The organism is Pseudomonas folii (genome assembly GCF_014357575.1).
In the GTDB taxonomy this organism is placed as follows: Bacteria; Pseudomonadota; Gammaproteobacteria; order Pseudomonadales; family Pseudomonadaceae; genus Aquipseudomonas; species Aquipseudomonas folii.
In genome coordinates this window covers 1-12,641 of the sequence record NZ_JACONW010000149.1, presented here as the reverse complement: position 1 = coordinate 12,641, position 12,641 = coordinate 1, and the positions used below count along the sequence as shown (strand labels likewise).

The following is a 12,641-nucleotide window of genomic DNA, read 5'->3' as shown; positions in this document are numbered from 1 at the left end:
CGCTTTAACTCGTTAATAACATCCGAATGCTCCTGCAATTGAACTGCCGCAATCGAGATCCCGGTAGGAGCCAACTTGTTGGCGAGAGGGGCTGACGCGGTAGTTCTGGCACACCGCCTCGCGAACAAGTTCGCTCCTACCGGGATCACCTTTTACATTCAATAGACATCCCTTCTATAACGCCCCTGCTCAATTAACTCCTCCACTGCCTGCGCACCGAGGATTTCAATCAGCGCCGCATCCACTCCTGCCGCCATGCCTTCAAGGCTGCCGCAGATGTAAATCGCTGCCCCTTCGGCGAGCCACGCTTTTAACTCGTCAGCGGCCTGAAGCAAGCGATCCTGCACGTAGATTTTCTCAGCCTGATCGCGAGAAAACGCCAGGTCCAGCCGTGTGAGTTTTCCTGCCGCCAGCCACGCCTGTAGCTCACTGCCACAGTGAAAGTCATGGGCATGATTCCGCTCGCCAAACAGCAGCCAGTTGCGGGTATGCCCCTGCGCGATGCGCGCCTTGAGCAAGCTGCGTAAACCTGCCAGCCCGGTGCCATTACCTAACAGGATCAAAGGACGCGAATCACCCGGCAGATGAAAGCTGCTGTTGCGCCGAACCCGCAGGCTGACTGCCTGGCCGAGCGCTACGTGCTCGGTCAACCAGCCAGAACCCAGCCCGAGGGTGCCATCGGGATGCAGCTCCTGACGCACGATCAACTCCAGCACCCCATCCTCGGTAATTGACGCGATGGAGTACTCACGCGGGGTCAACGGCACCAGCGCATCGATCAATGCCTGCGCATGCAGCCCGACCAGATGTGCCCGATGATGAGGCAACTGTCGGCTCGCCAGTGCCACTTCAATGGGTTCTTCCAACCCGCCGATATTCACGTGTGTACTCACCACAATACCCAGCCCGGCGAGGAAATCTGCGACGGCCTTTGGGCTGTTGCGAGGCATCACCTCCACCAGATCGCCCGCCTCCCACATGATCGACGGCGGCGGTGTCAGGCCAAGCAGAAACACTTTCGAACCGCTGCTACCCGGGTTGAGCCATTCGCGCTGTGACAGCGTCCAGTTGTCATAAGTCGGAGCCTGCCAGAGCGCAGCCGGTGTATTGCCAGTGAGCTGCGCCAACTGCTGCTGCCAATGCTGCAAGGCCAGTGGGTCTGCGCTGTCCACTTCAACAGACGGGAACAGCGACCGGCCGCCCCGCTCTTTCAACCAGTCCTGCAAGCGATGAGCAAACGCACAGAAATGTTGATACTGCCGATCGCCAAGCCCCAGCACGGCGTAATTGAGGTTGTTCAGTGAGAGCCCTGCGCCGAGCAGCTTGCGCTCGAACCCCCGAGCGCTGTCCGGCGCTTCACCGTCGCCGAACGTGCTGACCACAAATAGCGCGTTGCGGCTTTGGCTCAGGTCCTGTTCGGTGACATCAGCCAGGCGCTGAACATTCACCGGCATCCCGGCCGCCTGCAATTGCCCGGCCGTCTGCCAGGCCAACTGTTCGGCGAAACCGCTTTGACTGGCAAAACCGATCAGCCACGCAGGCCCCTCTGCATGACTGGCGACACCCGCACGCGCATTACGAACTTCACGTTTTTTACGCCGACGATCCAGATACAACAACCAGCCCGTGACGAAGAAGAGCGGCATCATCAGCGATGCCACGGTCATGATGATGCGCCCGGGCATGCCGAAATAACTGCCCACATGCAGGCTGTAATTGCTGACCAGCAACTGCGCACCCAAGCTCTTTTCGCTGTAACGGGACACTGCACTGACGTTGCCTGTCGCAGGATCGAGAGTGATCTGGTTGAGCGCTCGGGGATGTGGCGAATCCTTGAGCAGGTAGAAAATCGTTGCGGGCTGACCCGCGATGTTAGGCAAACGGATATTGTATGCAGCCAATCCTGGACCGGCCGCCGACTGAATGCTGTTCCAGATCGCGACATAATCCGCTTTCGGTGCCGGTTCGTTTGTCCCCGTAGGACGGATGCCACCACCCCGCCGCTGCTCGCCTACAGGCGCATCACCGAGCAAGGCTTGCATGCCATTGCTGAACCAGTCGTAAGACCAGTTCAACCCGGTAATGGCGAACAACAGATAGAACAGCAGGCACCAGGTACCGAACACCGAATGCAGATCCCAGTTGAAGCTGCGACCTTTTTTGGCCCAGTCCATGGTCAGCCAGATGCGCCAGTTCAGAGCCTTGCGCGGCCAGCGCAGATAGAGCCCGGACAGGCAGAAGAAAATCAGAATCAGCGTACAGGCTGCCGTCACCTGTTTGCCGTATTCACCCATGGCCAGAAAGCGATGCAGCCGCAAAACGAAGTCAAAAAAACCGGCACCCGCAGCTTCGCCCGTCACTTCGCCGGTGTACGGATTGAAATTGCGCATGGGCCCACGTCGCTCACCGGGCAGCGGGGTGAAATAAACCTGTGCAGCTTTGTCACCGACGGTCTGCACACGCAGGATCGCCACAGTCAGCCCCGAGTCGGCTTCTAGCTTGCGTACCAGTTCAACCGGCGGCAAGGGCGTTCCGCGTGCCTCAATGATCAGCGCGTCCGGATTGATCCACTCAAGAATCTCATCCTCGAAGGAATAGATAGCCCCGGTGATGCCCATCAACGCTAGAACCAGCCCGGCCGTGATGCCGAAGAACCAGTGGACTTGAAACAGAATCTTCTTCAACACCCCTACGACCTCATGGACCCGCACTGCGGCGCATTATGCGCCTAAAAGGGATGAATTCTCATCTGTATCCGGTTCTTGAAGAGTGCTAGATATGCGGACGTCCACGGTAAGAGCGACTTTAGCTGCAAGGGCATTATTTCTGACGCTGGACAGGTGACGAGCCTACTAACGACCGCTCGGCTAAAGCAGGTCCTACGATTCGGTTTAATCTGTAGGGCTGGACATACTTAATATATTCAGCACCTAATAAATCCTGTCTTCGGATACTGTAAAAACCAAGTGACGACATCGAAGTACACACAAAAAATGGAAGAACTTAACGCGGTAGTGTCCGTGAAAATCTAAATACACTAGCGTTGCATGCGGAGCCGTTTAATATGATCGGCAAACCAGGTATCAGCCCTTCCAGTCAAACATACGATGTCACGTATGCCCTCTCGCAAAGCTCACTCACTTTGAAAACCTGCTTTATAAGATTGTTAAAGACATGGAGCTGATTCAGAAAAGTGCCACTGATATTATTCCGCGTACAACTGACTTCATGAAGGCTGGCATCGCAGGCCTGACTCGACATTTTCCGCGCCAGTGCAAAAGCAACTTGAGCTCGCCAATGGCAGTCTTGAATCATTGAGAACAGAATATCCCGAGGCTTTGCCGGCGGCGAGCAACCTGCTTGCTTACTGCACCCGCCTGCGCGAAATCCTGGACGACGCGAGGAACCAGCTACTAAGAATCAGCGACGGGGGCTACTTTGAAGCGCCAAGTACGCTAAGGCCATAATAAAAACGTCTTCAGATAAACCAGCGTCCACAAAAAACCCGCGATCACTCGCGGGTTTTCCATTCGCCAAGCTTACTCAGCTAAAAACGCTTAAACGTAGAACGACTTCAGCGGCGGGAAGCCATTGAATTCTACGGCGCTGTAGCTGGTGGTGTATGCACCGGTGGACAGCCAGTACAGGCGGTCACCGATAGCCAGGTTCAGCGGCAGGCCATACTTGTAGTTTTCGTACATGATGTCGGCGCTGTCGCAGGTCGGACCGGCGATAACCACTTCTTCCATCTCGCCTTTCTTCTCGGTCCAGATCGGGAACTTGATGGCTTCGTCCATGGTTTCGATCAGGCCGGAGAACTTACCCACATCCGTATACACCCATCGCTCTACCGCAGTGCGGGATTTACGCGACACCAGCACCACTTCGCTGACCAGAATACCGGCGTTGGCGATCAACGAACGACCTGGTTCCAGAATGATTTCCGGCAGATCATCGCCGAAGTCTTCTTTCAGGTAGCGAATGATTTCTTGAGCGTAGGTTTCCAGGCTGTTGGTGCGGGTGATGTAGTTAGCCGGGAAGCCGCCGCCCATGTTGATCAGCTTGAGGACGATGCCGTCTTCCTCTTTCAGGCGCTCGAAGATCACTTTGACCTTGGCGATCGCTGCGTCCCAGACGCTGATGTCGCGCTGTTGCGAACCGACGTGGAACGACAGGCCGTAAGGCACCAGACCCAGATCACGAGCCAGGATCAGCAGATCCATCGCCATGTCGGTCTGGCAGCCAAATTTACGCGATAAAGGCCAGTCAGCCGTGGTCGAGCCTTCGGTCAGGATACGCACATAGACTTTCGAGCCCGGCGCGGCCTTGGCGATGTTGCGCAGGTCAGCTTCGGAGTCGGTGGAGAACAGACGCACGCCCTTCTCGTAGAAGTAGCGAATGTCTTTGGATTTCTTGATGGTGTTGCCGTAGCTGATACGGTCGGCGCTGACGCCACGGTCCATGACCTTGTCCAGCTCATAGATCGAGGCGATGTCGAAGCTCGAGCCTTTTTCCTTGAGCAGGTCGATGATTTCGACCGCAGGGTTGGCTTTGACGGCGTAGTACACCTTGGCGAATTCGAAACCTGCGCGCAGGTCATCGTAGGCCTGACTGATCATCGCGGTATCGATGACCACGAACGGGGTTTCTTGCTTGTCGGCAAACGCCTTCATTTTGTTGAAGGTGTCGCGCTGGAAATAGTCTTCGACCTGGATCGGCATGCGGAAACTCCTACTGGCAAACTGCATTAATCAATGGGTGCAAATGAACGTCCTCCGTATCCCCACTTTGGTTCGCCTACTTCCCAAGGCATGTCCGCCGAAAGCAAAAAGGCCACCAGGAAGCGCATTCCCTATGGCCTTGCTGTCTCGTCGTCAGTACTTGAGCCGGATGGATCGTTTCCAGCATGGACGTTCGGCGCGAACTGTAGGACCTGAGGGGTCAGAGATCAACAAAAAATGTCGCATTTGCAGACGTTTGTGCCGGACCGGCACCCTTACCCCATTGTAGTAACGGACCTGTATGACAGCTTGATGTTCATTTTTGAGGTGAATCGAGTGGTGAGATGGCGCCTTCTCGGTATATCTATCACCGCAGAACCTGTGGGAGCCGGGCTTGCCCGCGATAAGGGCACCGCGTATATCAAGTCAATCGCGTTCAGCCTTATCGCGGGCAAGCCCAGCTCCCACAAGACGGGGATTTCCTACAAAAAATGTGACGATTACGAATGACTCGTCCCTATCTCCCGTGTGAAGTTTCCTAGAAACTCAAACCCGCTTGCGCCTGCCATTTCCCGGAACTAGCCTGCGCTCCGCCACTGAAGAATCGGTGGTCGGGTGTGAGAGCCCGGTTGTATCAGGTGCATCCGCCTGCCCGTTATGGCAGCTGTGTATGGGCAGACTTCGGTCTGGCCGGGTGCTCCTGCCGGTCTCTCACCCCGTACATAGCTGCCACCCCTTTGCTGTGTGAGAGCGGCAAATGATGGCTCCGGAATTTTCAGGAGTAACAACGTGATGAAAACCACACTCGAACAAGACCTCCAACGCGTCAGCGACCTACTCCGCTGCGCAGCCGCCACCGCCTACGAATCCAGCGACCAGCTCACCGGCCAGAAACGCGACCTGGCGTTTTCGGTGGTGCACCTGGTCGAGATTGCGCAGGGGTTGGTTGAAAGATCGTTGGTTGGCGTGGAAACAATTTAATTGCGAAGCTGCGATCCAGGTGGGAGCAGGGCTTGCCCGCGATAAACGATAACGCGGTGAGCCTGCTAAATCTGGCATCTGAATCGCGGGCAAGCCTCGCTCCCACAGGGGGATTGCGCTCATCCCGTTGAACCCGCTTTAGCCAGGAAGAGGTCGCTACAGCCGACGCATTTGTACGGTCAGAAACGCAGCCTTCCCGGCTGAAGTGGAACACCGCCCGGCCGGTCCCACGTTATCGGTTCATCCTCTGGGAGCATCGGCGCTGCGCATCCAAATACAGACAGCCGGTAATGGAATCACGGAAAACCTGTCACTTCTGACAGTAGAAAAATATCTCCCCCGCTATCACAGTATTCATAAGCCATTAAGGCTTACAGGAATCTAACTCGATACGCATCATCGCAAGATGATCCATGGACAGGGGAAGCCTCATGCACACTGCAAAATTATTTTACCTTGGTCTGGTCATGACCGTCTTACCAATACTCGCTTCTACCTCAGCCAACGCCGCTGACGCTGGAACCGAAAAGGTCGAAGAATGTGTCCAGTCGTTGAGAACTTCCCCGTCCGAAACTGCGGGACACATTGAGTTTGAGGGCGAGAGCTTCAGTCAGATCTGGATTTCAGGGAAAGAGCGTTCCGCAGCTTTTAACAGCTGTCTCGATTCGGCCGGTGCGCAGAGCACCCCTGTAATCCTGTTCGAAACCAATGATTTCATGTCCGGTCGAGATGACGACTTCCAGGGTTTTGATCTAAAGAACACCGATGGCGTACGTTATCTTTTTAGTGACAGCTACCAGAGGAAGTATTTGCTCGACATCGTTGAAAAACGCAGCTACGAACTCCTGCGCATTCCACCATCAGGCTCTATTGAGGCGTCAGGCCGCTGGGATGGTCCTCAAGAAAGCACGAGTGGATGCAGAAATTCTTATAATGACCCCTGCGGTACGCAATATAAGAAAAATGCAGCTGGAGGTTATGACAAAAAATAAAATAGCCAAATTCGTCTATAACCAAAGTGGTCTTTTAGGTCATTAGAGCAGTCGATGATATACGACGACTCTGAAGGAGCTCACGAGCCCCTCGAGGCAGCGATCGCGATCTGTCTGATACACCGCCATCGCGGCCTCGCGGGGCTCGTGCGCTACAGAGAGAGTATTTCAACTCAAGTCCGCAAGCCCCGCGCCATTGCAGCGCGAGGCTTTTACATCAGGCCTGCGTTTCAGCCGCTACTTCGGGCGGCAAAAAGACCTGTTTTGCCGCCACGAGACGGCAGAACACTCAGGATAAGAGATGACGCGACGAACTTAATCAGCAAGCAGCAAGCAGCAAGCAGCAAACCGCAGTGTAGAAAAGTACGCTAAGGGCCTTCTTCTCAGAAAAGGGAAAATGGCGCTTAGCGCAATAAACCTATCGTTTAAAATTCAAAAAATTTTATTGAAAGAAACAATATTCATCGAAGGGCAAAACTTAGAAACCCTCACAACATTAAACAAAACCCCAAAAATTTAAACAAAAGAAATACATATTGCAAAATGTAAATCCATCTTGATTTAGGGCTCACGGCCGCCTAGCGTTATGTAAGCCCAATATGGGCTAACACAAAAACCGGAGGTAAACATATGAATGAAAATACTGAAAACAAGCTTGAAGACATGGACCTCATTGAGGAAAACGCGACTCCATTACCCGCTTACAATCCCGTGATACTTACTGACTATGAAGCTGTTGCGGGAAAAACAGCACCGGAGTTTTAAATACCATGGCGGCCCGACGTCGTCGGGCCCGCTCATATCGCGGTAGTCAATTATGAGCCATCTGAAGATCAAACCTGGAATCTGGATATTAGACAATCTAGGATTACTTTTTTTTCACAATGGAAGAGGATGCTTGAAACTTAATAAAGCGTGGTATCTGTCCTCATTCTCAGATGAAGAAACTGCAATCGAGATTTTAACAAAATTCCCTGATTTCTTCGAGCCTGCCACCATCGCTGAAGGTCTTGAAAGCTATGAAAAAGGTAAAGTCAGCTTCATCACTACACCACAATCTTAGCCAAACTACCGAATCAGCAAGAATTAAATTAGCACTGGTCGCTCTTCCATACGGTGAAGGCCCCCAGAAAGTCATGCCATTAGGACTTCAAAACATTTCCGCATACCTGAACAAAAAAAATCCTAACATTGACGTAAGAATATTTGACTACTCCGAGCTATATCTGGTGGACACCAGCAGCTTATCTGGCCTGATAAGCTGGGATCCAAAAATGGTTGGGTTTTCAGTCTATAGCAGTAATGTCATAGCCGCAAAGCAATGGGCGGAAAAGGTTAAAGGATATCTACCGAATATCTTTATATTTTGCGGCGGGCCTCATATCAGCTTAGCCGCAGAAGCCTTTTTGAGGTATGCAGGCGAAACCTATCATGTCGCATTGGTGGGAGAAGGCGAATACTCCACTCTACTATTGACTGAAGAGTTCACAAGAAAACAAGCTCAAGATCTATCAAACCAACCCACGAGAGGCCACTTTTATAAATTAAACTTTGAAGCCGTTCCAAATGCTGTTTGGTTAGATGATCATGGCGAATGCCTTACCAGTCATAAATGTAAAAACCAGCTCCCTGCAAGCGAATGGGAAAATCCGCTTCTTGATTACGCAACCAGTGATATTCAGGGCCTTTATTATACTGACAGACGGGATGGTGTACGCAGAAAAGCCATAGCATTCACCAGTAGCAGAGGTTGTCCGCTGGCCTGTTCATTCTGCGCTATTATTGCAGCCGATAAAGATGGGCCCAAGTGGCGTGCCGCTGAAGCCAGCACGCTACTGAAGTGGCTTGAGGAAGCGGCCCAAACTTACAGCTTCGAACATATATACATGATGGATGCGAATTTTTTTGTTCGAAAAGATCGAGTATTAGAATTCTCCGATGGGCTAGATCGCCTATTTAAAGGACGTGTCACGTGGAGCAGCTCTTCGACTGTTGGATATCTCTTAAAAGTTAAGGATGTACTGCCTACCTTAGTCACTCAAGGGTTGAGGCTTGTGGAGTTGGGCATCGAGTCGGGCTCTCAGAGCCAATTAGACTACATGAACAAAAAAGTAACTGTCGAAAAGAACATATCCGCGGTCCGGGCGCTTCAAGAAAATGGTATTGCGCTGGGACTAGACTTTATAATGTTTTATCACGACCAAACTCCTAGAGAAATACTGGAAAACCTGTTGTTCATTCTTCGCGCCGGTCTCACAGAACACGAATCTCTAGATCACTATTTTAATATCATGATGCTTTACCCCGGCACGCCTGTGAGAGAAACGCTAGAGCAAAGGCTAGGATACACGCTACCTCTGTATGAACTGCCAGATTCGCGACGCTTCATACAAAACCATGAAGTCTCGCTAATCTATAACTCTTTCATTGATGGCTTTGCCAAAAAACACCTGACTCGGTTGGAAGCTGCGATATCAAAAAATCTTCTAAAGATCAGAAGTGGCACTGACGACTACACTCGAGCGTACTACTCGCTTCTTAATGTGTACTTACTTCACCTGCCGTTCAAGATTCTGTGGTCACTGTCGCGAAACCCAAGAGTCGCTGATCGTGATTTAGTTCCCTCAGATTACAGATATCTAATTGCTATGAGCTTGGATGAAGAACTAGAGCCTACCCCGACTGACACGACGCACAGCCATGTGACCACAGGTTCCGGTGGGCGAAGAGGTGAACTAATAGCAAGGACTCGCTGAGGCAGACGCTATGAACAGTGATATCAGAATAGGTACAAGCGGAGGTCAGGATGATCTGAGACTGCTTGTTGAAAAATTGGAAAACAACCATTTGGAATGGGAGGCTTCGGTCAGACACTTCAGTGTAGGGCTTCGTTTTTATGAGTCCTTTGATATTGAATTGGGAGAGCGAGCTCTGGCGACTGGATTGTCTCTGGCCGTTCATCCTGTTGACATCAACCTTTCGGCTGACCTGGACAAAGGAGAACTTTATACGTTAAAGAAAAACTTGGGAGGTTTTCCATTTATTTATTTGGAAGAAGATCTTGGATTATGGCGCTATAAGAATATATTTCTAGGCGCACACCAGACAGACCCGGGGTTTTCCAAAATATCACTGTACCAAGCAGCGAGCAATGCAGCCTATGTCCAAGAAAAATTGGGAATTCGAGTAATCATAGAAAGTCCTCCTGTATACAGTGGTGATGTAGGTATGGGTTTCTGGGCATACTACAAACAGGTGTGTGACTCATCGGGTTGTCAAATGGCTTTTGATGTGGGCCACTATCTGGGCTATTGCAGGGTTCACAACATCCCTTGCCGGATGCCAGACAAGAACTGCGACATCTGGAATAACATTAAAACAGTCCATCTATCAGGGATGAAGTATTGGAAATGGAATGGTGCAGCAGTTTGGTTAGACCAACACGCCGACAACTATAACCATGAAATGATCCGTATAACCCAATCCTGTATAAACAACGTGAAAAACCTACACAATGTGCTTCTAGAAATGGAAGGAGCCGACAACACCGTCCGCCATCAAAACTTTCTGTTAGTGAATTCATTAATTAAGGAGTTTCACTGATGCGAGAAATGTACGAGCGATTTGAAAGCTTTTATTCGTTCAACAATCTCTTGCGCGGCAATCCGGCAGGCGACCGACCTGATACAAACTTGAGTTTCGATTCAACACGTCGCTTTATAGATATTGTTAGATTTGTAAATCGGCGCTGGCCTTTCTCGATTCCTTTTATTTCCAGCTGCTACGGCCAATCGCTCTGGCAGCCACTATTTGATAACTTTCCTGCTGATGCAGCCCACTGCACGACCCTTTATGAAGCGTCAGTAACAAGGGCCGCGACGGTTATTAAACTGATCGATGATGATTTTTTATCAGAACTTATTCATTACGAAGATTTTAGAAACGGACTCGGCATATTCCGCTACTCGACAGACGCTGTGTGTGAGGAAACATCAGTCCAAATCCCATACGATCTGGAATCTTTTTATTTATCGCTTATGTTTTATGGTCGCGCATCGGCTCCTCCGTTTTTATATCAACAACTTGATATTGAAGCTGGGTGCACCTATAGAGTAGTCAGAAAATGAACGTAGATCTTCGTGTCAAGCGTGCGGACGCTCTTTACTTTGCGATTGCCATCACTGTGACGATTATCGAGCTTGCGATAATCGCTACCACACCACACTTGGGAGCTTTCGCTCTTGAGTATGCGCTTATCACCCAGCTCGGTCTGTCAATTCTCGTTGAATTTGGGACAGCCTACATTTTGGTGGCGAAGTTTGGGGTTATTCGCGCGACTCATGCTGGCTTCATCTTCAAGGCAATGAGCTGCTGTCTTTTCTTTGGCGGAATAGCGGTCTCAACGGGCTCATTCATTTATGGTTGGTCACTCATTATTACGTCTTTCCTATTTGACTCCATGGGGACTGGCCTTCTGAAGGCAGCATTTAGACCAGCCTATAGTGCACTGCATTATTCAAAGCTGGGCAAACCTGCTGACTTCGTGGACAGCTTGATAGGCTTTGGCGCGATTAGACTGGGGCTTCCTTGCCTGTTCTTGTTTCTGGTCGGCGTGTCCCATTTATTTGCGACACCCCAAGAGGTAATTTATGTGATGTTCATTATCGTGTTCGGATGTCGCTGTTTTCAGATCTTGCTCGCACGAGGCGACCTTCGAACGGTGATGCTTGCTCCGCCTCAAATTTCAGATTCAGTAAAACAAGGTGCCGTCTCTGTATTAAATGCGTTCAAAAAAGCCCCTGGCCTATGGGCATGTTATGTCGTAGGCACAGTGTTTGAATCGGTGATACTTATGTATGGAATCGGCTTGATTTACAAATACAAAGGGATTGCACTACTGCCCGACACTGTCACTTGGATGGGAGCCTCGGCAGCATCACTGTGGATCTATTTAATTTCCTACGCTGGCGCAGGTTACGTTGTGCGATACTGGTCTCTTCTAAAAAGCAGCACTTTGTTTTTAGTGGCCTGCGCATGCATGACCGGTGCAGTGGTCTATCTGCTTATGCTCACCCCAGGTGAAGCGGGATACTTTGCAGGGTTGCTCAGTTTCTGTTTTTTGGCGTCTTTATCAGCGCTGCTTTTGGTCAGGCACGCTTCAACGCAGATTTTGCTTATTTTCAATGAGCAGGACAGTGCGAAGATCTTCGTCTGGACGGAGTTGGCCGCCAATTTAACGCTGATTGTCTTGGTGGGTACGGCGACGACCTTGGTAGGTCCTGAAAACATACTGCGAATTTTCGGCATTTTTTTTGGGCTGTCCACCGCGATTGCCATCGCCCTTTGTATTAAAGGTCATGGTCAGGCGGCGAAGGCAAGGGCCACCAAACCTGTAGTTTCCTACAAAAAATGTGACGATTACGAATGACCCGTCCCTATCTCCCGTGTGAAGTTTCCTAGAAACTCAAACACGCTTGCGCCTGCCATTTCCCCGAACTAGCCTGCGCTCCGCCACTGTAAATCAGTGGTCGGGTGTGAGAACTCGGTTGTAATGAGGTGCATCAGTCTGTCAGTCAGATATGGCGGCTGTGTGCAGGCAGACCTAGGTCTGGCCGGACGCTCCTCACCGGTTTCTCACCCTGTTCATAGCTGCCACCCTTTCCGCGTGAGAACGGCAATCGGTGGCTCCAGAGTATTGAGGAGCTACATCTTGATAAAAAATCCCACCACCCTCGAACAAGACCTCCAACGCGCCAGCGACCTGCTGCGTTGCGCAGCCGCCACCGCCTACGAATCCAGCGACCAACTCACCGGCCAGAAACGCGACCTGGCGTTTTCGGTGGTGCACTTGGTCGAGATTGCGCAGGGGTTGGTTGAGCGGTCTTTGGTGTCAGTCGAGCCGCGATAGAGCGTACCCCCACACTGACGTGGGACCGGCTTTAGCCGG

The 12,641-nt window shown here is 51.3% G+C and carries 11 protein-coding genes; 9 read left to right on the top strand and 2 right to left on the bottom strand.

All coding sequences use genetic code 11. The features are described from left to right. Positions 1–158: 158 nt before the first annotated feature. A complete protein-coding gene (locus tag H8S59_RS22345; RefSeq protein ID WP_187522837.1) occupies positions 159–2,684 on the bottom strand; it encodes a sulfite reductase flavoprotein subunit alpha in 2,526 nt (841 codons plus the stop codon). Positions 2,685–3,557: 873 nt separating this feature from the next. Further along, positions 3,558–4,721 carry a type III PLP-dependent enzyme gene (locus tag H8S59_RS22340; protein ID WP_187522836.1) on the bottom strand — a complete coding sequence of 388 codons (1,164 nt, stop codon included), beginning with the start codon at positions 4,719–4,721 and terminating at the stop codon, positions 3,558–3,560. Between the two features lie 792 nt (positions 4,722–5,513). On the opposite strand from H8S59_RS22340, the gene H8S59_RS22335 reads away from it, so the two are divergent. From H8S59_RS22335 to H8S59_RS22300, 9 genes are all read left to right on the top strand, one after another. Beyond that, positions 5,514–5,702 carry a DUF6124 family protein gene (locus H8S59_RS22335; protein ID WP_187522835.1) on the top strand — a complete coding sequence of 63 codons (189 nt, stop codon included), beginning with the start codon at positions 5,514–5,516 and terminating at the stop codon, positions 5,700–5,702. Between the two features lie 431 nt (positions 5,703–6,133). Further along, positions 6,134–6,694: a hypothetical protein gene (locus tag H8S59_RS22330; RefSeq protein WP_187522834.1), complete on the top strand. Its 561-nt coding sequence runs from the start codon at positions 6,134–6,136 to the stop codon at positions 6,692–6,694. Between the two features lie 630 nt (positions 6,695–7,324). Further along, positions 7,325–7,459, top strand: a complete 135-nt coding sequence (locus H8S59_RS27110; protein ID WP_281391344.1) for a hypothetical protein — start codon at positions 7,325–7,327, stop codon at positions 7,457–7,459. A gap of 52 nt (positions 7,460–7,511) precedes the next feature. Next, a complete protein-coding gene (locus H8S59_RS22325) occupies positions 7,512–7,757 on the top strand; it encodes a hypothetical protein (protein WP_187522833.1) in 246 nt (81 codons plus the stop codon). Further along, the gene (locus H8S59_RS22320; protein ID WP_187522832.1) at positions 7,714–9,450 is read left to right on the top strand and encodes a B12-binding domain-containing radical SAM protein; all 1,737 of its coding nucleotides are present in this window, start codon (positions 7,714–7,716) and stop codon (positions 9,448–9,450) included. The genes H8S59_RS22325 and H8S59_RS22320 overlap by 44 nt, the downstream gene beginning before the upstream one ends. A gap of 10 nt (positions 9,451–9,460) precedes the next feature. Beyond that, a complete protein-coding gene (locus tag H8S59_RS22315) occupies positions 9,461–10,297 on the top strand; it encodes a multinuclear nonheme iron-dependent oxidase (protein ID WP_187522831.1) in 837 nt (278 codons plus the stop codon). Next, complete coding sequence (locus tag H8S59_RS22310) at positions 10,297–10,821, top strand: hypothetical protein (RefSeq protein WP_187522830.1); 525 nt, start codon at positions 10,297–10,299, stop codon at positions 10,819–10,821. Before H8S59_RS22315 ends, H8S59_RS22310 begins: the two co-directional genes overlap by 1 nt. Then, positions 10,818–12,122, top strand: coding sequence for a hypothetical protein (locus tag H8S59_RS22305; protein ID WP_187522829.1), 1,305 nt, complete (start codon positions 10,818–10,820; stop codon positions 12,120–12,122). The genes H8S59_RS22310 and H8S59_RS22305 overlap by 4 nt, the downstream gene beginning before the upstream one ends. A gap of 282 nt (positions 12,123–12,404) precedes the next feature. Beyond that, positions 12,405–12,602, top strand: a complete 198-nt coding sequence (locus H8S59_RS22300) for a DUF6124 family protein (protein WP_214658423.1) — start codon at positions 12,405–12,407, stop codon at positions 12,600–12,602. Positions 12,603–12,641: the final 39 nt, after the last annotated feature.

Excerpts from the sequence above, each read along its gene's own strand:
- H8S59_RS27110 (WP_281391344.1), top strand. The coding sequence starts at position 7,325 with ATGAATGAAAATACTGAAAACAAGCTTGAAGACATGGACCTCATTGAG.
- H8S59_RS22310 (WP_187522830.1), top strand. The coding sequence starts at position 10,297 with ATGCGAGAAATGTACGAGCGATTTGAAAGCTTTTATTCGTTCAACAAT.
- H8S59_RS22335 (WP_187522835.1), top strand. The coding sequence starts at position 5,514 with ATGAAAACCACACTCGAACAAGACCTCCAACGCGTCAGCGACCTACTC.
- H8S59_RS22330 (WP_187522834.1), top strand. The coding sequence starts at position 6,134 with ATGCACACTGCAAAATTATTTTACCTTGGTCTGGTCATGACCGTCTTA.
- H8S59_RS22305 (WP_187522829.1), top strand. The coding sequence starts at position 10,818 with ATGAACGTAGATCTTCGTGTCAAGCGTGCGGACGCTCTTTACTTTGCG.
- H8S59_RS22340 (WP_187522836.1), bottom strand. The coding sequence starts at position 4,721 with ATGCCGATCCAGGTCGAAGACTATTTCCAGCGCGACACCTTCAACAAA.
- H8S59_RS22320 (WP_187522832.1), top strand. The coding sequence starts at position 7,714 with ATGAAAAAGGTAAAGTCAGCTTCATCACTACACCACAATCTTAGCCAA.
- H8S59_RS22315 (WP_187522831.1), top strand. The coding sequence starts at position 9,461 with ATGAACAGTGATATCAGAATAGGTACAAGCGGAGGTCAGGATGATCTG.
- H8S59_RS22325 (WP_187522833.1), top strand. The coding sequence starts at position 7,512 with ATGAGCCATCTGAAGATCAAACCTGGAATCTGGATATTAGACAATCTA.